Origin of the sequence: Streptomyces sp. TP-A0356 (genome assembly GCF_001417775.1) — a bacterium.
In the GTDB taxonomy this organism is placed as follows: domain Bacteria; phylum Actinomycetota; class Actinomycetes; order Streptomycetales; family Streptomycetaceae; genus Streptomyces.
In genome coordinates this window covers 102,597-122,705 of record NZ_BBZJ01000025.1, presented here as the reverse complement: position 1 = coordinate 122,705, position 20,109 = coordinate 102,597, and the positions used below count along the sequence as shown (strand labels likewise).

Here is a 20,109-nt window from a genome sequence, read left to right as displayed (position 1 = left end):
GACGACATGGTCCGCAATGCGCCGTGGGACGGATTCGCTCATGACGGCCGGATGGCGATCGTGTGACAGCGGGTGCCATGGACACGTCCAGGGTCACCGGGACTGAATAGGCTCCGAACAGACCTCCTGCCCCTACGACTTGGAGCTCTCGTGCACCGCAGACTCATCGCCCCGGGCGCGCTGGCGGCGGCTTCCCTGTTGCTGGCGATCCCGGCATCGGCTGCCGACTACGGGCCCGGCGCCCCGGGTATCGGCGACCCCTACTACCCGTACTACGGCAACGGCGGCTACGACGTCTCCCACTACGACCTGCGGCTGAAGTACCAGCCGAGGACGGACGAGTTGGAGGGCACGGCGACCATCCTGGCCACCACCACGCAGGACCTGTCCCGCTTCGATCTGGACTTTCTGCTGGATGTGAGCGAGGTGCGGGTGAACGGCGCGAAGGCGGCGTTCACCACCTCCGGTCAGCACGAACTGGAGATCACCCCGGCCACCCCGCTGCCGAAGGGCACGCCGGTGACCGTAGTGGTCCGCTACAGCGGGGTGCCGTCCACGAAGAGCGCGTACGGCTTCGACAGCTGGCACCGCACCCCGGACGGCGCTGTCGCGGCCGACGAGCCCGAGGCGGCCTGGTGGTGGTTCCCGAGCAACGACCACCCGCTCGACAAGGCGACGTACGACGTGTCGGTGGCCGTGCCGGACGGCACCCAGGCCATCTCCAACGGCACGCTGCAGTCGACGAGTTCGAAGCTCGGCTGGACCCGCTACAACTGGCGGTCCAACAAGCCGCAGGCGACCTATCTCGCCACGCTCGCGATCGGGAAGTTCGACATCACCACCGGGAAGACGTCGGACGGCGTACCGGTCGTCAACGCCTACAGCAAGGACCTCGGCGACAACGACGGGGCCGCGCGGGTGAGCGTGGAGCGGACCGGGGAGATCGTCGACTGGCTGACCGGCTACTTCGGGCCGTACCCGTTCAGCTCGGTCGGCGGGTACGTCCCGAACACGACCACCGGGTACGCCCTGGAGACGCAGACCCGCGTCTACTACAGCCCCAAGCAGTTCGCGAACGGGTCGAACACATCCGTCGTCGTGCACGAGCTGGCGCACCAGTGGTACGGCGACGACGTGTCGCTCAAGGGCTGGAAGGACATCTGGATCAACGAGGGCTTCGCGCGGTACGCGCAGTGGCTGTGGTCGGAGCACGAGGGCGAGGGCACCACGCAGGAGCTGGCGGACTACGTCTACGCCTCGCATCCGGCCGACGACGCGTTCTGGACGGTCAAGCCCGGCGATCCGGGCCCTGACCACCAGTTCGACATCGCGGTCTACGACCGGGGCGCGCTCGCCGTCCAGGCGCTGCGCAACGCGGTCGGCGACGACGCGTTCTTCGCCATCCTGAAGGGCTGGCCGAAGGATCACGCGTACGGCAACGCCTCGGTCGCGGACTTCCAGAGGTACGCGGAGCAGGTGTCCGGGAAGCCGCTGGCCGCGCTCTTCGACACCTGGCTGCTGACGCCGTCGAAGCCGGCCGCGCCCGCGGCGCGCACCGCCTCCATCGCCAGGACTTCGGCCGCTCCGGTCCGGCCGAAGTCCTGGAAGAAGATCGAGGCGGCGAACGACGTGCACTCCGGCTGATCAGCCGCGCTCTGCCGGAGCCCGGACCGGCTCGCCCATGATCCGGCCCGCCAGGTCCGAGGCCGAACTCCGCGGCTACCCGCGGAGTTCGGCCTCGGCCATGACACGGTCGGTCTCGATGCGGGCTCAGGCCTCGGCGGTCACGGCGCCTACGCCACCGTGGGCGCTGGCCACGGCAGTGGCCCGCGGGCCGCTACTTCGTGAAGTCCGTCAGCTCCTGGTCGGCGGTCCTCGCGTTGCGGCGGAGGAGTGCGAACCAGCCGCCGACGAGCAGGACGGCGATCAGCGGAATGAGCAGCAGCGTCTTGCGGCCGACCTCGGGGTCGTTCCACATGAGGCCGAGCACGGCCACCAGGAAGGCGATGGTGGCGATCTCGGTCACCGGGCTGCCGGGCAGCCGGAAGGACGGCCGGGTGACCAGTCCCGCCCTGGCGCGGCGGACGAAGATCAGGTGGCAGATCATGATGATCACCCAGGTGCTGACGATGCCGAGCGAGGCCACGTTCAGCACGATCTCGAAGGCCTGGCTCGGCACCAGGTAGTTCAGGCCGACGCCGAGCACGCACACCGAGCACGTGAGCAGGATGCCGCCGTAGGGGACCTGGCTGCGGTTCATGCGCGCCGTGAACTTCGGCGCCGAGCCCGCCATCGCCATGGAGCGCAGGATGCGGCCCGTGGAGTAGAGGCCGGAGTTCAGCGAGGACATCGCGGCGGTCAGGACGACCAGGTTCATCACGTCGCCCGCCGCCGGGACACCGATCTTCGAGAGCACGGTGACGAAGGGGCTCTCGCCCGCGGAGTACACCGAGCCCGGCAGCAGCAGCGCGAGGAGGACCACCGAGCCGACGTAGAAGAGACCGACGCGCCACATGATCGAGTTCACCGCGCGCGGGACGACCTTCTCCGGCTCGGCCGTCTCGCCCGCGGCGACACCGACGAGCTCCAGGGCTGCGTACGCGAAGATCACGCCCTGCATGACGAGGACCACGGGCATCAGGCCGTGCGGGAAGACGCCGCCGTGGTCCGTGATCACGCTCAGGCCGGGCTTCCCGCCGTCCACGTGGTGCTGGGTGGCCAGCAGGAAGATGCCGATGAACATGAAGCCCACCAGCGTGGCGACCTTGATGATCGCGAACCAGAACTCCATCTCGCCGAAGATCTTCACCGAGATCAGGTTCACGGCCAGGACGACCGCGAGGGCGATCAGGGCCAGCACCCACTGCGGGATGGAGGTGAAGAAGCTCCAGTAGTGCGTGTAGAGCGCGATCGCGGTGATGTCGGCGATACCGGTCGTCGACCAGTTCAGGAAGTACATCCAGCCGGCGACGTAGGCGCCCTTCTCGCCGAGGAACTCGCGCGCGTACGACACGAAGGACCCGGACGACGGCCGGTACAGGACCAGCTCGCCGAGGGCACGGACGACGAAGAAGGCGAAGACGCCGCAGACCAGGTAGGCCAGCGCGAGGGCGGGGCCCGCGTTGTGCAGCCGGCCTCCGGCACCGAGGAAGAGGCCGGTGCCGATCGCCCCGCCGATCGCGATCATGTTGACGTGGCGGGCCTTGAGGTCCTTGCTGTAACCGGCGTCGCCCGCGTCCGCGGGCGTCTGGGTCGCACCGGTACGGGATGCAACCGCTGCCGAGTTCACGGCGTCCTTGCTCACGGGTGGATCTACTCTCTGGTGAGCCCGGCACACGGGGCGCGCGGGGACCGGATGTGTGCTGGCCCGGGCCACCCCTGATGTGGCACAGACCAAGGTGCCACCCTCCCCCAGGGTTCGTCCGATATGCGATGGCGGACGTCACATAGCGGTACTTCTCACATGTTCTCCACGAGATCATCGGCCGCTGGTCACAAGATCATGGGCCGTGCGCCATGTGCTCGTGGGAGACCGCCCGGAGGTTTCACAGCGTTGGTGTGACAGCGATACTGCTGCGCATGGGGACCGAGACCGAAGGGCCGACGCTCACCGTCGACGAGCTGGCCGCGCATGCGGGCGTCACGGTCCGCACCGTCCGCTTCTACAGCGCCAAGGGGTTGCTTCCGCCGCCCGTGATCGGCCCGCGGCGCGTGGGCCACTACGGGCCGGAGCACCTGGCCCGGCTGGCGCTCATCGAGGAGCTGCAGCGCCAGGGCATGACGCTCGCCGCGATCGAGCGCCATCTGCAGCAGCTGCCGGCGGACCTCAGCGCCCGGGACCTCGCCATCCACCGGGCCGTCGTGGCCTCCTGGGCACCGGACGCGGTGGAGACGATGACGCGCGCGGAGCTGGAACGGCGCGTGGGCAGGCCCCTCGGCGAGGAGGATCTGGAGCGGCTCGCGGCGATGAAGGTGGCCGTGCCGCACGACGGGGCGTACCGCGTGGACCCGGGCCTGCTCCGGCTCGGCGTACAGCTCCTCGACGTGCCCCTCGGGGAGGAGACGATCCTCGCCGCCCGCGGTGTGCTCATCGAGCATTCACGCGCGGCGGCGCGCGAGCTGTCGCGGCTGCTGCGCGAGGCCGTGTCCGAGCGCGACTCCACGGCCGTGAAGTCCCTGTCCGCGCATATGCACCCGCTGGTGATCGAGGCCCTGCTCACCACCTTCCAGCGCTCCCTCAAGGAGGAGCTGCGCGCGTGGCTCCCGGACGCACGGCCCGGCCAGGGCTCTGAGGGCGCACGCCCCGGACACGGCTCCTCCTGACCCGGCAGGTACCCGCAGGGTCGCCCACGCTCCCTGCGGGTACCTCCGGGATCGCCTCAGCGCGCGTCGGTGAACCGCTCGCCCTTCTCCGCCTTCTCCACCAGGAGCGCGGGCGGCGTGAAGCGCTCGCCGTACCGCTCGGCGAGCTCCCGCGCCCGGGCCACGAAGCCGGCCACGCCGTCCTCGTAACCGTTGATGTACTGCAGGACGCCGCCTGTCCAGCCGGGGAAGCCGATGCCGAAGATCGAGCCGATGTTGGCGTCGGCGACGGACGTCAGCACGCCCTCCTCCAGGAGCCGGACGGTGTCCAGCGCCTCGGAGAAGAGCATGCGCTCCTGCATGTCCTCGAACGGGATCGTGTGGCCCGGCTCCGTGAAGTGCTCGCGCAGGCCCGGCCACAGCCGACCGCGCCTGCCGTCCTCGCCGTACTCGTAGAAGCCGGCCCCGCCGCTGCGTCCGGTGCGGCCGAACTCGTCGATCATGCGGTCGATGACGGCCTCGGCCGGATGCGGGGTCCAGGTGCCGCCCGCCTCCTCGACGGCCCGCTTCGACTCGTTGCGGATCTTGCGCGGCAGGGTGAGCGTCAGCTCGTCCATCAGGGACAGCACCTTGGCCGGGTAGCCCGCCTGCGCGGCCGCCTGCTCGACGGACGCGGGCTCGATGCCCTCCCCGACCATCGCGACGCCCTCGTTGATGAAGTGGCCGATGACCCGGGAGGTGAAGAAGCCGCGCGAGTCGTTGACCACGATCGGCGTCTTGTTGATCTGCCGGACCAGGTCGAAGGCGCGTGCCAGCGCCTCGTCGCCGGTCCGCTTCCCCTTGATGATCTCGACGAGCGGCATCTTGTCGACGGGCGAGAAGAAGTGCAGTCCGATGAAGTCGGCCTGCCGCTCCACGCCCTCGGCGAGCACGGTGATGGGCAGTGTCGAGGTGTTGGAGCACAGCAGCGCGTCGGGCTCGACGACGTGCTCGATCTCCTGGAACACCTTGTGCTTGAGCGCCGGGTCCTCGAACACGGCCTCGATGACGGCGTCGCAGCCCGCCAGGTCCGCGGCCTCGGCGGTGGGGGTGATGCGGGCGAGCAGCGCGTCCGCCTTCTCCCTGGTCGTACGCCCCTTGGCGACGGCCTTGCCGCACAGCTTCTCGGAGTAGCCCTTGCCCTTGACGGCGGCTTCCGGGGAGACGTCCTTGAGGACGACCTCGATGCCCGCGCGGGCGCATGCGTACGCGATGCCCGCGCCCATCATCCCGGCGCCCAGAACGGCGACCTTGCGGACCTGGCGGGGCTCGATGCCCTGGGGGCGGTTGGCGCCCGAGTTGACGGCCTGCAGGTCGAAGAAGAACGCCTGGATCATGTTCTTCGCCGTCTGCCCGGTGACCAGCTCGGTGAAGTAGCGGGCCTCGATGGTCAGGGCGGTCTCGAAATCGACCTGCGAGCCCTCGACGGCGGCCGCGAGGATGTTGCGCGGGGCGGGGTAGGGAGCGCCGTTCAGCTGCTTCTTCAGGTTGGCCGGGAAGGCGGGCAGGTTGGCGGCGAACTTCGGGTTGGCCGGCGTACCGCCCGGGATCTTGTAGCCCGGCCTGTCCCAGGGCTGCTGGGACTCGGGGTGGGCGTCGATGAAGGCGCGGGCCTTGTCCAGCATCTCCTCGCGGGTGCCGGCCACATCGTGGACCAGACCGTTCTCCAGGGCGCGCCGGGGCGAGTACTGGGTGCCCTGCAGCAGCACCTTCAGCAGGGCGTCGGCGATGCCCATCAGCCGTACGGTGCGGGTGACGCCGCCGCCCGCCGGGAGCAGGCCGAGCGTGACCTCCGGCAGGCCGATCTTGGAGCCGGGGGCGTCGAGGGCGATGCGGTGGTGGGAGGCGAGTGCGATCTCGTAGCCGCCGCCCAGGGCCGCTCCGTTGATGGCGGCGACGACCGGCTTGCCGAGGGTCTCGATACGGCGCAGGGAGTTCTTGATCGCCGTACCGGTCTCGAACGCCTGCTGGGCGTCCTGCGGGCCGGCCTTCATCATGTCCTTGAGGTCACCGCCCGCGAAGAAGGTCTTCTTGGCGGAGGTGTAGATGATTCCGCGGATGGAGTCCTTCTCGGCCTCGGCGCGTTCGGCGATCGCCGCGATCGACTCCTTGAACGCCTGGTTCATGGTGTTCGCGGACTGGTTGGGGTCGTCGAGGACGAGCGTGACGACGCCGGTTTCGTCCTGCTCCCAGCGGATGGTGGTGGACTCAGTGCTCATCAGGGTGCTCCGTAGGATCCGTTGGGGAAGGTCAGACGCGCTCGACGACGGTGGCGATGCCCATGCCGCCGCCCACGCACAGCGTGGCCAGCCCGTACCGCTTGTCCTGCCGCTCCAGCTCGTCCACCAGCGTGCCGAGGATCATCGCGCCGGTCGCGCCGAGCGGGTGGCCCAGGGCGATGGCGCCGCCGTTGACGTTGACCTTGTCCAGTGACAGTCCCATGTCCCTGGCGAAGCGCAGCACGACCGCGGCGAACGCCTCGTTGATCTCCACCAGGTCGATGTCGTCGATCGTCAGCCCGGCCTTGGCGAGCGCCTTGCGGGTGGCGGGCGCGGGTCCGGTCAGCATGATCGTCGGCTCGGAGCCGGACACCGCCGCCGAGACGATCCGGGCCCGGGGACGCAGCCCGTTCCGTTCGCCGGCCTCCTTGGAACCGATGGCGACCAGCGCCGCGCCGTCCACGATGCCGGAGGAGTTGCCGGCGTGGTGGACGTGGTCGATCTGCTCGATCCAGTGGTACTTCTGCAGGGCCACCGCGTCGAAGCCGCCGAGTTCGCCGATGTCCGCGAACGACGGCTTGAGCTTGGCGAGCGAGTCGGCGGTCGTGCCGGGCCGCATGTGCTCGTCCTGGTCCAGGACGACGAGCCCGCTGCGGTCCTTCACGGGCACCACGGACCTGTCGAAGCGGCCGTCCTTCCAGGCGGCCGCGGCCCGCTCCTGGGACAGCGCCGCGTATTCGTCGACGTCCCGCCGGGAGAAGCCCTCGATCGTGGCGATGAGGTCGGCGCCGATGCCCTGCGGCACGAAGTTGACGGTCATGTTGGTCATCGGGTCGGCGAACCAGGCGCCGCCGTCCGAGGCCATCGGGACCCGCGACATCGACTCGACGCCGCCCGCGAGCACCAGGTCCTCCCACCCCGAACGGACCTTCGCGGCGGCCAGGTTCACGGCTTCGAGGCCGGACGCACAGAAGCGGTTCTCCTGGACGCCGGCCACGGTGTCGGGCAGCCCGGCGGCGATCGCGGCGATACGCGCGATGTCGGAGCCCTGGTCACCGACCGGGCTCACGACGCCCAGGACGACGTCGTCGATCGCTGCCGGGTCGAGGTCCGGGAACCGCCGCCGCATCTCGTGGATGAGTCCGACCACCAGGTCGATGGGCTTGGTGCCGTGCAGGGCGCCGGACGCCTTGCCGCGTCCGCGCGGGGTGCGGATCGCGTCGTACACGTACGCTTCGGTGCTCACTGGTAAGCCTTTCGGGGAGGGTCAGCCGGGCCGGGAACGACCGATGGTCTCGGTGGTTGCCCGTGGGTGGTCCGAATGGGGCCGCGTGCCGGGGGCCGGGCCGTGGTCGAGGGGGATCGAGGGGTCCATCAGCCGCCCTCCTCCAGGAGCCGGGGCACCCCCCAGTCGCGCGCGACCTCCTCGGTGTCGGCACCGGGCTGTGCGGGTCCGCCGTGTACCGCCGTATGGGTGACCGAGAAGCGGGGCGCGGGGGCAGGCTGGGTGATCCCGCCGTGGTCGGTGAAGGTGCCCCGGGCGGCGAGGTGGGGGTGTGCCGGGGCCTCGCGGAGGGAGAGGACGGGGGCCACACAGGCGTCGGAGCCCTCGAAGAGCGCGGTCCACTCGTCGCGTGTGCGGGTCTTGAAACGGGCCACGACCGCCTCCCGCAGCTCGCCCCAGCGGGCGATGTCCTCGCGGGCCGGTGCCAGGTTCCCGATGCCGAGCAGATCCATGAACTCCTCGTAGAACTGCCGCTCGAGGGCGCCCACCGCCATGTACTGGCCGTCGGCCGTCTCGTACGTGCCGTAGAAGGGGCAGCCGCCGTCGAAGAGGTTGGCGCCCCGGCGGTCCTGCCAGCGTCCTGCGGCGAGCATGCCGTGGATCATCGAGGTCAGATGGGCGGCGCCGTCGACGATCGCCGCGTCCACGACCTGCCCGGTGCCCGTCTCGCGCGCGTGGTGGAGGGCGGCCAGGACGCCGACGACCAGGTACAGCGAGCCGCCCGCGTAGTCACCGACGAGGTTGGCGGGGATGGCGGGTGGCGCGTCCGCCTGGCCGATCATGCCGAGGGTGCCGGTGAGCGCGATGTACGCGATGTCGTGCCCGGCGCGCTGGGCGAGCGGGCCCTCCTGGCCCCAGCCGGTCATCCGGCCGTAGACGAGCCGGGGGTTGCGGGTGTGGCAGGTCCCGGGGCCGACGCCGAGGCGTTCGGCCACGCCCGGGCGGTAGCCCTCGATGAGGATGTCGGCGCGTTCGACCAGGTCCAGGAGGCGGGCCGGACCGTCCTCGGCCTTCAGGTCGACGATCACCGAGCGCTTGTTGCGGTTGGTGACGTCGTACTCGGGATTGATCGCGAGCCCCGGTCCGTTCGGACGGTCCACACGGACGACGTCGGCGCCGAGGTCGGCAAGGAGCATCGCGGCGAACGGGCCGGGCCCTATGCCCGCCAGCTCGACGACGCGCACGCCGGCGAGGGGGCCGCGCCCCGGCGTCCTTGCCACTGCCATCAAGCCCCCAGCTCTGTGACATCACTGATGTGACACCAGTGATGTTAAGAACGTGTTGCAGTCCGGGCAATACCCGCACGAGCAAGCGCTTAGTCAAATTTCGGACGTCCAGCGGCGCCGTTCCGCCGACCGCCCGACCTCCTCGTACGACCGCTCGTACCTCACGCTAGCCTCAGCCACCGACAAGGGCGCGGGCAGAGAGGTGTCATGAGCAGGCAGACGGCGGATCGCGCATACGACATCGTGCTGTTCGGAGCCACCGGCTTCGTGGGCACGCTCACCGCGGAATACCTCGCCGCGCGTGCGCCCCAGGGGCTGCGCTGGGCGGTCGCGGGACGGAGCGCCGGGAAGCTGGAGCGACTGCGGGAACGTCTCGCCGGCACTTCCGCGCCCGCGGTACTCCAGGCGGATGTATCGGATCCCGAGTCGCTGCGCGAACTCGCCGGGCACGCGCGCGTGCTGGCCACGACGGTCGGCCCCTATCTGGAGTACGGCGAGGAACTGGTGGCGGCCTGCGCCGACGCGGGCACGGACTACCTCGACCTGTCCGGCGAGACGGAGTTCGTCGACCTCATGTACGTGCGGCACGACGCACGCGCGCGGGAGACGGGGGCGCGCCTGGTGCACGCCTGCGGCTTCGACTCGGTTCCGCACGACCTGGGGGCGTACTTCACCGTGCGGCAGCTCCCCGAGGGCGTGCCGCTGACGGTCGACGGCTACGTCCGCGCGCAGGGCATGATCTCGGGCGGGACCTTCGCCTCCGCGCTCGGCCAGATGGCGCGCGGGCCGCGGCTGCTGGCCGCGGCCCGGGACCGCGGCCGCCACGAGCCGCGGCTGCTGGGGCGACGCGCGCAGGCGCCGCTCGGCGCCCCGCGGTTCGCCAAGGAGGTCGGGGCGTGGGCCCTGCCGCTGCCCACCATCGACGCGCAGGTGGTGCGCCGGTCGGCGCGCGCCCTGGAGCGGTACGGACCCGACTTCCGCTACCGGCACTACGCGGCGGTCGAAACCCTGCCGTTCGCCCTGGGCGGGGTCGCGGCGGTCGGCGCGTTGATCGCGGCCGCCCAGGTGCCGCCCGCACGGCGGTGGCTGTCGGGCCGGATCAGCCCCGGGCAGGGGCCGAGCGCCGAGAAGCGGGCGAAGAGCTGGTTCTCGGTGCGGTTCGTGGGCGAGGGCGGCGGTCGGCGCGTCTTCACCGAGGTCACGGGCGGCGACCCGGGCTACGGGGAGACGGCGAAGATCTTCGCCGAGTCGGCCCTGAGCCTCGCCCTGGACGACCTGCCCCGCACGTCCGGCCAGGTCACCACGGTGGAGGCGATGGGCGACGCCCTCATCGACCGCCTCCGCGCGGCGGGCATCGACTTCCGGGTGGCGGCACTGCGGTAGCCGTCCCGGATCTGACGGCAACGGTCCGGGGCCACCCCTGGACCCGGCTCTACAGCGGCCACCCGAGGACGGTGTAGATCATCCCGCCGATCCAGGCGAGCCCGGCGACCAGGGCGAGCAGGAGGGCGGCCGTCACGGTGCGTTCGACGGGCTGGGCGGAGTGGCCGGTGGGCTTGGGGGAACGGTGTGTCGTCATGGGCCCAGCCTGCCGAGCAGGATGATGCCGTACATCCGTACGGGTACTCAGTTCCCGTACTCGGTCAGTGCGGCGTGCCCGCCCGGCCTGGGCCCAGGGCCTCCTTCAGGGCCTGTCGGCACAGGGCGTCGGCGCGCCGAGTGGACTCGGGGATGCGGTACTCGGGGGTGAGCGCGAGGGTGTGGGCGCAGGCGCTGGCCAGGTCGACCCGGTGTCCCACGGAGACGAACACCGGCTTCACGCCCGCCTGTGTGCGCAGGGCCCGGCCGACCTCGTCGGCGCCTGCGAGGAGCGGGCTCGTGCTGCCGCGCTCGGCGCCCGGCTCCTCGTAGGTGAAGGTGAAGGGGTTCTTGGCCACACCGATCGTGGGCAGCCCCGTGAGGACGCCGAGGTGGCCGGCGAGCCCGAAGCGGCGCGGGTGGGCGAGGCCGTAGCCGTCGCAGACCACCACGCCGGGGTCGCGGCCCAGTGCGTCCAGGGCGGCCAGGACCGTGGGGATCTCACGGAAGGCGAGCAGGCCGGGCACATACGGGAAGGAGACCTCGCCGATCGCGGTGGCCTCGGCGAGCACGGCGAGCGTGGCGGCGTCCAGGACGACGGCCGCCGCCGCGACCACGCCGCGCTCGTCGTCGTAGGCGACGTCGACCCCGGTGACGGGGCCCCGGCCGGGCGGGGGCCCCGGCTCGTCGAGGATCAGCCGCCCGCGCAACTCGTCCTGCACGGCGAGGGCTTCTTCTTCGGTCGCGGGCCAGCCCGCGGGAATGGGTACGGTCGTCATGGTGGTGACGAGCGTACGACCCCGCGGGCTGCCGTCACCTCTTGCCCAGCGCGCGCTGCAGCTCCCCCTTGTTCATGTCCGAACGGCCGCGGATGTTGCGCCGCTTCGCCTCCTCGTACAGCTGGTCGTACGTGGGTCCCTGGGAGCCGCCGCCCGAGCGCTGTCCGCCGCGCTTGCCGGACGACATGTCCTGGGTGGACGTACGGCTCGCGGTCCTGGACTCGCCGGAGCGGGCGCGCTCCTTGTTGACGGTCCGTGCCGCGATCTCCTTGGCGCGCTGCGGGCTCTCACCGCGGTCGCGCGCGCTCTCCTCGATGTGTTCGTACTGACGCTCCCGCTTGGGGCTGGAGCCGCGTGGCATGACGGGTCACTTCCTTCCGGGGTGAGGGTCGTTGACGAGTACCCGTTTTCGCCCGGGATCACCGTCAGGGTTCCAGGCGCGCCACCCGCCCCTTCTCACCCGAGGCCCAGCAGCCGAGGTCCGGGGCGCAGTCCACGGTGTCGTACGAGCCGTTGTCGAGGGTCTGCCAGGTGCGGCCGCCGTCCGTGGTGAGGTCGGTGCCGGTCGGGCCGACGGCGAGTGCGGCGACGCGGCTGTGCGGGAGCCAGGTGACACCGGAGCGGTAGGCGGGCGGGGGCTTCGCGGCGGGCGTCCACGTGTGGCCGCCGTCCCGGGTCACCGCCGCCGCCCGCGGGGACGGCCGGTCGGCGCGGTAGTCTCCGCCGACCGCGAGACCGTGCGTCCGGTCCCGGAAGGCGAGCGCGAAGACACCGCGCGCCGGATCGCCCGCCGGAACGGGCGTGTCGGCGGCCGTCCAGGTCAGCCCGCGGTCGGCGGAGTGCAGCACGCGCGCGCGTGCGCCGCCGCCCGTGGCGAGCCAGACGTCGTGCGGCCCCGAGGCCACCAGGCACTGGCCACTGGCCGCGAACCCGGCCTCGCCGTCCTGGGCCGCGGGCATCCCGGCGCTGGGCAGCACCGTCCAGGAGCGGCCGCCGTCGCTGGTGGACAGGACGCGGAACCTTCCGTCGACCGGGTCGCTCACGGCGAGGCCGTGACGGCGGTCGAAGAAGGTGAGGCAGTCGTAGAAGGCCTTGGCGTCGGTGTTCCGGAACGCCTCCGTCCAGGTCGCGCCCCCGTCGTCGGTGCGCAACACCCGGGAGGCCTGGCCCTCGCCGATGGCAAGGACCACCGCGTGCCGGGCGTCTAACGCCTCCACGTCACGGAACTCCAGGTCCGCGGAGGCCGCCGGGGAGACGTTCCGCCAGTGCGCGCCGCCGTCGGTGGTACGCAGTACGGTCCCCTTGGATCCGGCCAGCCAGGCGGTGTCCCGGCTGACCGCCGAGAGGCCGCGGAAGCGTACGTCCGTGCCGCTGTCCTGGAGCTGCCAGTGCGGTACCGGCCGCTGCGCCCGGTGCGCCTGCGCGGGCGCAGCCGACAGCGCGGCGAGCGCCACCGCGCACAGTCCCACGGCCAGCGTCCGGCCCGTACGTCTCGTGTTCCCCATGCCCGTCATGGCGCGCGAAGCTAGCCCACTCCCCCGGTGCCGTCCAGATGCCCCCGCCCGGAACCGCACGCCCGTACCCGGTGTCCTCTCAGATGTCCTCTCAGGTGTCCCGAAGACCGCGGGACGCAGCAATGGATCTCTCCTGGGATGGCCTCGGTGGCATGGACCCGGTGACAGAGGTCACTCGCAATTCATGTGCACGGAATGGCCGATTCCATCGTCTCTTCAAGTGCCGTGCCTCATCCGCCCGAAGTCCGTTCAGCCGTCACAAGGGAGCCAGGCGTTGTCCACCGTCATCGAGCAGCCCGTGGAGGCCCGTCTCGTCGCCGCCGCGCCGCGGATGCCGAGCATTCCGGCCACGCTCCACTACGACCGGCGCGACCCGTTCGCCGTTCGCATGACCTTCCCCGCGCCGGCCACCCTGGAAGGCGTCGAGGTGTGCTGGACCTTCGCCCGCGAGCTCCTCACGGCCGGCCTGGAAGGCCCCGAGGGCCACGGTGACGTCCGGGTACGGCCGTACGGCTACGACCGCACCGTCCTGGAGTTCCACGCCCCGGAGGGCACCGCCGTGGTGCACGTCCACTCCAGCGAGGTCCGGCGCTTCCTGCAGCGGACCACGGAACTGGTGCCGGTCGGCGGGGAGCATCTCCAGGTGGACCTGGACCACGACCTGGCGGAGCTGATGCGCGACGCGTGCTGAACGCGCCCCAGGGGCGACCGTTCGGCAGCCGGACCTCCCCTCGAAGGGACTGACGACGGCCACCCGCACGGTGTTGAGCTCCCCGTGGTCGAGCCGGTCGGCCAGTGCCCCGTACGTCCCCTCGTCCAGCAGTTCCCGCGCGGCGCGGCGGACCAGCCGTGAACGGCCCGCGCGATGCCCGACCCGACGGCGATCCGGGCGACACCGAGGGAGGCCGGGGCGCCGACGGTGGGCGCACCGGGGCCGGCCATCACGTTCAGCGGACCCTCGATGCCCTCCGCGAGCGCCTTCACGGTCACCGGGTCGACGACTGCGGGCACGAAGCGACGGCCACCGCGCCGGCCTCCTCGACGAGCCGGGCACTGGCCGGGCTCCAGGCGTTCGTCAGGTGCCCGCGCCCATCGTCGACGCGGCCGTGACCGCCGTGACCATCGCCGTGCGCACCTCGTGGACGACCCTCTTCAGCGCGGGGGCGGCGGCGCCGCTGCGATCGGTCAGCGCCTGGATGCGCTCCTTGTGGCGCTTGCGGTCCGCCGCGGTCACCACGGTGCGCAGTTCGGCCGCGGCGGCCAGGGCCACGAGGGCCGCGTCGCGGTCGGAGACCTCCGTGACGGGTACCGGGCCCACGAGCACCTGGCGCGCCCGCCGCTGCAGTGTCTCCACCACCTGGACGCCCTCCAGCTCGTACTCGAGGGAAGGGAAGAGCCCGAGCACCCTCTTCCTGCCGGCGCGCAGCAGACCGTCGGCGGCGAGTTGGGCGCGGACGGCGTCGAGGGTGACGCCGGCGTGCAGGGTCACCCAGGTCTTCCAGGGGCGGGGCCGGGACTCCTCGACGAGTTCCAGGAGGCCGTCGAGAGCGAGGTCGCGGGTGCGGGCGTCGAGGTCCGCCGGGGTGGCGATGCCGTCCACGTCGCTGAGCAGTCCTCGCTGCGCCAGCTCGGTGAGGGCCCCTGCCCGCACCAGGTGGGCGAGCTGGGTCTCCCCGGTGAGTCTGAGCCTGGTGGTGTCCCAGGCCAGCAGATAGAGCCGGGCGGGCAGCGAAGTGGAACCGTCGGGCACGGGGCCTCCTTGCGCACGGTAGGACAGGTGCGGCACCGGCCTGCGGGCGGTCGCGGGATCGGGCAGCGGTCAAGTACCCCGCACCTCCGCGTTAATTCGTTGACACCGCCCAACCCCTCTCTTACGGTGTACAGCGGTCTTGTTGCCGTCGATCGGAGAAGGACGTTGCTCGTCTGAGGTCCTGAGACACCGCGTCACACAGCGCTGTCCGCGTCTGTGTGCGTCGCGTGCGACCTCGGCGTACGAGCCGTCCTCCGATGCGGGACTCTCTCCCTGTTCACGGACCCTCGTCCCGGTGCGGTGTCTCACACGTGTCGCCCCCACCCGTCCCGAGCACCCGTGAGGCCCGTATGTCACAGACCCCTTCCATCACCTGTACGTCCCTGTCCTTCTCCTGGCCCGACGGCACCCGCGTCTTCGACGACCTTCAGGTCGCGTTCGGTTCGGGCAGGACCGGGCTCATCGGTGCCAACGGATCGGGGAAGTCCACCCTGTTGAAGCTGATCGCCGGTGAACTCGCTCCGTCCGGCGGCACCGTACGCGTCGCCGGCGAGATCGGATACCTGCCGCAGAACGTCACCCTCGACACCGCCCTGCGGGTCGACGAGGCGCTCGGCATCGCGGCGAAGCGCGTCGCTCTGCACGCCATCGAGGCGGGCGACGTGGCCGAGGAGCACTTCACGGCCGTCGGCGACGACTGGGACGTGGAGGAGCGCGCCGAGGCGATGCTCGGCGAACTCGGGCTCGGCCGGATCGGGCTCGACCGCACCATCGGCGAGGTCTCCGGCGGCGAGTCCGTCCTGCTGCGGCTGGCCGCGCTGCTGCTGCGCCGTCCGGACGTACTGCTGCTCGACGAGCCCACCAACAACCTCGATCTGTACGCGCGCCGGCGCCTGTACGCGGCCGTGGAGGCATGGTCGGGAGTCATGGTCGTGGTCAGCCACGACCGAGAACTGCTGGATCTGGTCGACCAGATCGCGGATCTGCGCTCCGGGGAGATCACCTGGTTCGGCGGCAACTTCACGGCGTACGAGGAGGCGCTGGCCGTCGAGCAGGAGGCGGCGGAACGCATGGTGCGCGTCGCCGAGGCCGACCTCCGCAAGCAGAAGCGCGAACTGGCCGACGCCCAGGTCAAGTTGGCCCGCCGCAAGCGGTACGGCCAGAAGATGTGGGACACCAAGCGCGAACCGAAGATCGTCATGGGTGCGCGCAAGCGGGCGGCGCAGGAGTCCGCCGGCAAGCATCGCATCATGCACGAGGAGAAGCTCGCCGAGGCGAGGGAGCGGCTCGACGAGGCGGTCGAGGCGGTGCGGGACGACGACGAGATCCGCGTCGACCTGCCGTACACGGCGGTGCCGCCGGGGCGGTCCGTGCTGACCCTGCGGGACCTGGAACTGGCCTGCGGCGCCCGCGTGGCGGGCGGCCTCGACCTGCACGGTCCGGAGCGGATCGCGCTGATCGGACGCAACGGGGCGGGCAAGACCACACTGCTGCGCACGATCGCCGGTGAGCTGCAGCCGGTGTCGGGCGAGGCGACGGCGCACGTGCCGCTGCGTTTCCTGCCACAGCGGCTGGACGTCCTCGACGACGGGCTGACGGTCGCCGAGAACGTGGCCCGGTTCGCCCCCGGCGCCACCAACAACCGGATCCGGGCGCGCCTGGCCCGCTTCCTGTTCCGTGGCGCGCGGGCCGACCAGCGGGCCGGGACCCTGTCGGGCGGCGAGCGCTTCCGCGCCACGCTGGCGGCGCTGATGCTCGCCGAGCCCGCGCCGCAGCTGCTGATGCTCGACGAGCCGACGAACAACCTCGACATGGCGAGCGTCCGGCAGCTCACCACGGCACTGGAGTCCTACGAGGGCGCGCTGATCGTGGCGGGCCACGACGTGCCGTTCCTGGACTCGATCGGGGTCACACGCTGGCTTCTGCTCGACGGAGAGCTCAGGGAGACCACACCGGAGGACCTCGGGTTCCCGGCCTAGGGGCGCTTCTGACGGATCTCCGTGGGACAGGGAGCGGCGTCCGGTGCGGGCTCTCGGCATGCCGCGCGGAAGTCCTCGTAGCGGCGCGACGTGGGCTCTCGCGCGATGCGGCGAGCGGCGGCACCTCCCGGCCGAAGGCTGGGGGCGCGCGCCGGACGCCGCGACGCCGCGGAGATCCGTCAGAAGCGTCCTCGCTCGGTCGCACGTCGTGGCCCGTCCGGCGCACCGGGCGGGCCACGGCCGTCACCCGGGGCTTTGTCCCCGTGGTCCGGCCCTGCATGATGGCGGGCGACACCCTCAGCCGAGACGGAGTTGCGCACGTGCCCAGCAAGAAGGCCCTCATCCGCCGCCCGAGCCCCCGTCTGGCCGAGGGGCTGGTCACGCACATCGAGCGGGAGAAGGTGGACGTCGATCTCGCGGTCGAGCAGTGGCAGGCGTATGCGGAGGCGTTGCGTACGCACGGCTGGGAGACGGTCGAGGTGGACCCGGCCGACGACTGTCCGGACTCGGTGTTCGTCGAGGACACCGTGGTGATGTACAGGAACGTGGCGCTGATCGCCCGGCCCGGCGCCGAGTCCCGGCGCGGGGAGACCCCGGGCGTCGAGGAGGCCGTGGCCCGGCTCGGCTGTTCGGTGAACTGGATCTGGGAGCCGGGCACCCTCGACGGCGGCGACATCCTGAAGATCGACGACACGATCTACGTCGGCCGCAGCGGACGCACGAACAGGGCCGCCGTCCAGCAGCTGCGCGCGGTCTTCGAACCACTGGGCGCCCGTGTGGTCTTCGTACCGGTCACCCGGGTCCTGCATCTGAAGTCGGCCGTCACCGCGCTGCCCGACGGCACGGTCATCGGCCATGTGCCGCTGGTGGACAAGCCGGCACTGTTCCCGCGCTTTCTGCCGGTGCCGGAGGAGTCGGGCTCGCACGTCGTGCTGCTCGGCGGCGGCAAGCTGCTCATGGCGGCCAGCGCCCCGAAGACGGCGGAGCTGCTCGCCGACCTCGGACACGAACCGGTCCTGGTGGACATCAGCGAGTTCGAGAAGCTCGAGGGCTGTGTGACATGTCTCTCGGTGCGCATGCGGGAGCTGTATGACTGACCGGCTGTACGGACCGTCCGCGCGGCCTCGTGGACCATTGGGGACCGGGGTCTTCGTCATCCCCGGCGACGGATGCGAGCCGCTTCTGACGACCCGTGAGGACACCGGCTGAGCAGCCCTCTTTACAGCACACTTAACCTACGGCTTCGTAACCTACGGCCTCGTAGCCTACGATCCCGTAGGTTCCGGCACCGCTCGCCGGTCCGCGCGCTGTACCTCGCCGTCTCCCTGGAGTTCTCGTGACGATCACTTCCCCCCACCTCGGCAGCCCCTCCGTCTGGACCGACGCCCGGCTGCTCCACGCACTGGAAGAAGTCGTCGAGACCGAGCTGAACCGGCATCTGAAGATCGCCAAGGACTGGATGCCGCACGAGTACGTGCCCTGGGGCGACGGCCGCAACTTCCCCGGCTTGTTCGAGGACGGCGTGGCCTGGGACAAGGAGCAGTCCAAGGTCACCGAGATCGGCCGGATCGCGCTGGTCGTGAACCTGCTGACGGAGGACAACCTCCCCAGCTACCACCATGAGATCGCCACGCTCTTCGGCCGCGACGGCGCCTGGGGCACCTGGGTGCACCGGTGGACCGCCGAGGAGGGCCGGCACGGCATCGTGATGCGCGACTATCTGCTCGCGTCGCGCGCGGTCGACCCCGACAAGCTTGAACGATTCCGCATGGCGCACATGAGCGAGGGCTTCGAGTCGGACAACCGGCACTCGATGCTGCACTCCGTCGCGTACGTGGCCTTCCAGGAGCTGGCCACCCGCATCTCGCACCGCAACACCGGCCACCAGTCCGGCGACCCGGTCTGCGACCGGATGCTGGCGCGCATCGCCACCGACGAGAACCTCCACATGGTCTTCTACCGGAACCTGCTGAAGGCCGCGTTCGAGATCGCGCCCGACCTGACCATGCAGGCGGTCCGGGATGTCGTGGTGAACTTCCGCATGCCCGGCCACGGCATCCCCGGCTTCGAGCGGGCCGCCGCCCAGATGGCGATCGGCGAGGTCTACAACCTGCGCATCCACCACGACGACGTGCTGCAGCCGGTGCTGCGCTTCCTGAAGATCATGGAGATCGACGGTCTGGGCCCGGAGGGGCTCCGGGCCCAGGAGGAACTGGGCCTGTTCATGGGCGGGCTGGACGCCGAGGCCACGAAGTTCGACGAGAAGCTGGCGGCCCGCAGGGCGCGGATGGCGGCACGGGACGGGGCGCAGCCGGCGCGGGCCTGACGGGCGCCGCCCACGGCACCGGCATGAGGCTGCTTCACCGGCATGGGCGCGCGCGGTCGTTGTGCCTGTCGGCGGCGGTGCGGGCGTACTGATCGGCCTGGGGCGGACCGGCGCACGGGCCCGCACAGGCTCGGCGGCGATCGCCGCGCGCTCCGTCGGCCGGGGCCGTACAGGACGCCCGTACGGGTCGTGTCGGGCCTGTGCCGGGAGCCGCCGATCCCCGGACCCTGTGCCGGGAGCCGCGCCCCCGGACCGCGCCCGCGCCGAGGCCGGGGCCGGGGCCGGCGCACCGCACGTCGAGAGGCCGTCGGGCAGCCACGCGGACACGCCGACGCCGCCGCGCACCCGGCCCGTCGCGCGACGGTGCCGTGTCTCCTACGCGGCCTCGTAGTGGTGCGGATCCGCGCCGCGCCACTTCACCCACGACGGATCGTCGAGCAGGTCCTCGGCGTCGGGCAGTCCGGCCCTGCCGAGGAACTCGATCACGTCCTCGTCGGAGAACGCCATCCCCAGGATCTCCCCGCGCGCGGTCACCCGACGACCGCCCGTGCCCGACGGTGGATGAACGATGACAGGAGCCCGTCCGGACATGTCTCCAGCATCGTCCCGCACGCCTGGTGGCGCATCCGGACGCACGGGACCCACCACGACCCGCCCTCGTACCCGCTCAGGTACCGGACACGGGTGACGCCGGCGGCACCCGGCCATGTCCGCAAGACGCCTTGTCGACACATCGATGCCGTCCACGACCGGCCTTGACGCGGGCCCAGCGCCGGTGAAGGGGTCCGCCGCCCCTCATCGGCCTCCCTCCGTCCGCCGCAGATGCAGGCGCTCCTTCTCGGACAGCCCGCCCCAGACCCCGAACCGCTCGTCGTTGTCGAGCGCGTATTCGAGACATGCCGAGCGGCTCTCGCACAGCCCGCAGATACGCTTCGCCTCCCGCACCGAGCTTCCCGGCTCGGGGAAGAAGAAGTCGGTCCCCGTCTGCGCGCACAGCGCCTGCTCCTGCCAGGCGATGTCGGACGCAGTCATCGCTTCGATGTGCATGGGCGAGATGGTGCCGGGCGGCGAAAAACGTTCGATCAACGCGTCATCAACGGCGGGCCCGACAG

The 20,109-nt window shown here is 71.3% G+C and carries 18 protein-coding genes and 1 pseudogene; 7 read left to right on the top strand and 12 right to left on the bottom strand.

Features of this window, described 5'->3' with window-relative positions; genetic code table 11:
* Positions 1–150: 150 nt before the first annotated feature.
* On the top strand, positions 151–1,644 hold the full coding sequence (locus ASC56_RS26900) for a M1 family metallopeptidase (protein WP_055494144.1): 1,494 nt from the start codon (positions 151–153) through the stop codon (positions 1,642–1,644).
* Between the two features lie 193 nt (positions 1,645–1,837).
* Here the strand turns inward: ASC56_RS26900 and ASC56_RS26895 are convergent, their stop codons facing one another.
* Complete coding sequence (locus ASC56_RS26895; RefSeq protein WP_055494143.1) at positions 1,838–3,304, bottom strand: amino acid permease; 1,467 nt, start codon at positions 3,302–3,304, stop codon at positions 1,838–1,840.
* Between the two features lie 275 nt (positions 3,305–3,579).
* Here ASC56_RS26895 and ASC56_RS26890 point away from each other — a divergent pair, with 275 nt between their 5' ends.
* Positions 3,580–4,323 carry a MerR family transcriptional regulator gene (locus ASC56_RS26890; protein WP_055494271.1) on the top strand — a complete coding sequence of 248 codons (744 nt, stop codon included), beginning with the start codon at positions 3,580–3,582 and terminating at the stop codon, positions 4,321–4,323.
* 56 nt (positions 4,324–4,379) lie between these two features.
* Here the strand turns inward: ASC56_RS26890 and ASC56_RS26885 are convergent, their stop codons facing one another.
* The 3 genes from ASC56_RS26885 to ASC56_RS26875 form a co-directional block, all read right to left on the bottom strand.
* Positions 4,380–6,560, bottom strand: a complete 2,181-nt coding sequence (locus ASC56_RS26885) for a 3-hydroxyacyl-CoA dehydrogenase NAD-binding domain-containing protein (RefSeq protein ID WP_055494142.1) — start codon at positions 6,558–6,560, stop codon at positions 4,380–4,382.
* Between the two features lie 31 nt (positions 6,561–6,591).
* Entirely contained in the window at positions 6,592–7,806 is a 1,215-nt protein-coding gene (locus tag ASC56_RS26880) for an acetyl-CoA C-acetyltransferase (protein WP_055494141.1), read from the bottom strand.
* A gap of 128 nt (positions 7,807–7,934) precedes the next feature.
* Positions 7,935–9,071 carry a CaiB/BaiF CoA-transferase family protein gene (locus ASC56_RS26875; protein ID WP_055494140.1) on the bottom strand — a complete coding sequence of 379 codons (1,137 nt, stop codon included), beginning with the start codon at positions 9,069–9,071 and terminating at the stop codon, positions 7,935–7,937.
* Between the two features lie 207 nt (positions 9,072–9,278).
* Between ASC56_RS26875 and ASC56_RS26870 the strand changes: the two genes are divergently transcribed.
* Positions 9,279–10,454, top strand: a complete 1,176-nt coding sequence (locus tag ASC56_RS26870) for a trans-acting enoyl reductase family protein (protein WP_055494139.1) — start codon at positions 9,279–9,281, stop codon at positions 10,452–10,454.
* 49 nt (positions 10,455–10,503) lie between these two features.
* On the opposite strand, the gene mmpA is transcribed toward ASC56_RS26870, so the two are convergent.
* The 4 genes from mmpA to ASC56_RS26855 all read right to left on the bottom strand — a co-directional run bounded on the left by mmpA (position 10,504) and on the right by ASC56_RS26855 (position 12,933).
* A complete protein-coding gene (mmpA, locus tag ASC56_RS41290; RefSeq protein ID WP_199836076.1) occupies positions 10,504–10,650 on the bottom strand; it encodes a morphogenic membrane protein MmpA in 147 nt (48 codons plus the stop codon).
* 64 nt (positions 10,651–10,714) lie between these two features.
* On the bottom strand, positions 10,715–11,428 hold the full coding sequence (locus tag ASC56_RS26865; protein ID WP_055494138.1) for an endonuclease V: 714 nt from the start codon (positions 11,426–11,428) through the stop codon (positions 10,715–10,717).
* 34 nt (positions 11,429–11,462) lie between these two features.
* Entirely contained in the window at positions 11,463–11,789 is a 327-nt protein-coding gene (locus ASC56_RS26860) for a hypothetical protein (protein WP_055494137.1), read from the bottom strand.
* A gap of 64 nt (positions 11,790–11,853) precedes the next feature.
* Positions 11,854–12,933: a YCF48-related protein gene (locus ASC56_RS26855; protein WP_079102732.1), complete on the bottom strand. Its 1,080-nt coding sequence runs from the start codon at positions 12,931–12,933 to the stop codon at positions 11,854–11,856.
* A gap of 283 nt (positions 12,934–13,216) precedes the next feature.
* Between ASC56_RS26855 and ASC56_RS26850 the strand changes: the two genes are divergently transcribed.
* The gene (locus ASC56_RS26850; RefSeq protein ID WP_055494136.1) at positions 13,217–13,633 is read left to right on the top strand and encodes an SsgA family sporulation/cell division regulator; all 417 of its coding nucleotides are present in this window, start codon (positions 13,217–13,219) and stop codon (positions 13,631–13,633) included.
* 215 nt (positions 13,634–13,848) lie between these two features.
* On the opposite strand, the pseudogene ASC56_RS43180 reads toward ASC56_RS26850, so the two are convergent.
* Positions 13,849–13,926 (bottom strand): annotated as a pseudogene (locus tag ASC56_RS43180) (hypothetical protein); the annotation flags it as partial.
* Positions 13,927–14,017: 91 nt separating this feature from the next.
* On the bottom strand, positions 14,018–14,692 hold the full coding sequence (locus ASC56_RS26845; protein ID WP_055494135.1) for a GPP34 family phosphoprotein: 675 nt from the start codon (positions 14,690–14,692) through the stop codon (positions 14,018–14,020).
* A 350-nt stretch (positions 14,693–15,042) separates the two neighbouring features.
* On the opposite strand from ASC56_RS26845, the gene ASC56_RS26840 reads away from it, so the two are divergent.
* The 3 genes from ASC56_RS26840 to ASC56_RS26830 all read left to right on the top strand — a co-directional run bounded on the left by ASC56_RS26840 (position 15,043) and on the right by ASC56_RS26830 (position 18,997).
* On the top strand, positions 15,043–16,671 hold the full coding sequence (locus tag ASC56_RS26840) for an ABC-F family ATP-binding cassette domain-containing protein (RefSeq protein WP_055494134.1): 1,629 nt from the start codon (positions 15,043–15,045) through the stop codon (positions 16,669–16,671).
* Between the two features lie 320 nt (positions 16,672–16,991).
* Positions 16,992–17,768 carry a dimethylargininase gene (gene ddaH, locus ASC56_RS26835; RefSeq protein ID WP_055494133.1) on the top strand — a complete coding sequence of 259 codons (777 nt, stop codon included), beginning with the start codon at positions 16,992–16,994 and terminating at the stop codon, positions 17,766–17,768.
* Positions 17,769–18,007: 239 nt separating this feature from the next.
* Positions 18,008–18,997 carry an acyl-ACP desaturase gene (locus ASC56_RS26830; RefSeq protein WP_055494132.1) on the top strand — a complete coding sequence of 330 codons (990 nt, stop codon included), beginning with the start codon at positions 18,008–18,010 and terminating at the stop codon, positions 18,995–18,997.
* 375 nt (positions 18,998–19,372) lie between these two features.
* Here ASC56_RS26830 and ASC56_RS26825 read toward each other — a convergent pair whose 3' ends face one another.
* Together ASC56_RS26825 and ASC56_RS26820 are read right to left on the bottom strand one after the other, a co-directional pair.
* Entirely contained in the window at positions 19,373–19,588 is a 216-nt protein-coding gene (locus ASC56_RS26825; protein ID WP_055494131.1) for a hypothetical protein, read from the bottom strand.
* A 204-nt stretch (positions 19,589–19,792) separates the two neighbouring features.
* On the bottom strand, positions 19,793–20,044 hold the full coding sequence (locus ASC56_RS26820) for a WhiB family transcriptional regulator (protein WP_055494130.1): 252 nt from the start codon (positions 20,042–20,044) through the stop codon (positions 19,793–19,795).
* Between the last annotated feature and the right edge of the window lie 65 nt (positions 20,045–20,109).

Bases quoted from the DNA above. Each gene is read 5' to 3' on its own strand.
- ASC56_RS26890 (WP_055494271.1), top strand. From the start codon at position 3,580: ATGGGGACCGAGACCGAAGGGCCGACGCTCACCGTCGACGAGCTGGCC.
- ASC56_RS26885 (WP_055494142.1), bottom strand. From the start codon at position 6,560: ATGAGCACTGAGTCCACCACCATCCGCTGGGAGCAGGACGAAACCGGC.
- ASC56_RS26875 (WP_055494140.1), bottom strand. From the start codon at position 9,071: ATGGCAGTGGCAAGGACGCCGGGGCGCGGCCCCCTCGCCGGCGTGCGC.
- ASC56_RS26870 (WP_055494139.1), top strand. From the start codon at position 9,279: ATGAGCAGGCAGACGGCGGATCGCGCATACGACATCGTGCTGTTCGGA.
- mmpA (WP_199836076.1), bottom strand. From the start codon at position 10,650: ATGACGACACACCGTTCCCCCAAGCCCACCGGCCACTCCGCCCAGCCC.
- ASC56_RS26865 (WP_055494138.1), bottom strand. From the start codon at position 11,428: ATGACGACCGTACCCATTCCCGCGGGCTGGCCCGCGACCGAAGAAGAA.
- ASC56_RS26860 (WP_055494137.1), bottom strand. From the start codon at position 11,789: ATGCCACGCGGCTCCAGCCCCAAGCGGGAGCGTCAGTACGAACACATC.
- ASC56_RS26855 (WP_079102732.1), bottom strand. From the start codon at position 12,933: ATGGGGAACACGAGACGTACGGGCCGGACGCTGGCCGTGGGACTGTGC.
- ASC56_RS26840 (WP_055494134.1), top strand. From the start codon at position 15,043: ATGTCACAGACCCCTTCCATCACCTGTACGTCCCTGTCCTTCTCCTGG.
- ASC56_RS26825 (WP_055494131.1), bottom strand. From the start codon at position 19,588: ATGTCCGGACGGGCTCCTGTCATCGTTCATCCACCGTCGGGCACGGGC.
- ASC56_RS26820 (WP_055494130.1), bottom strand. From the start codon at position 20,044: ATGCACATCGAAGCGATGACTGCGTCCGACATCGCCTGGCAGGAGCAG.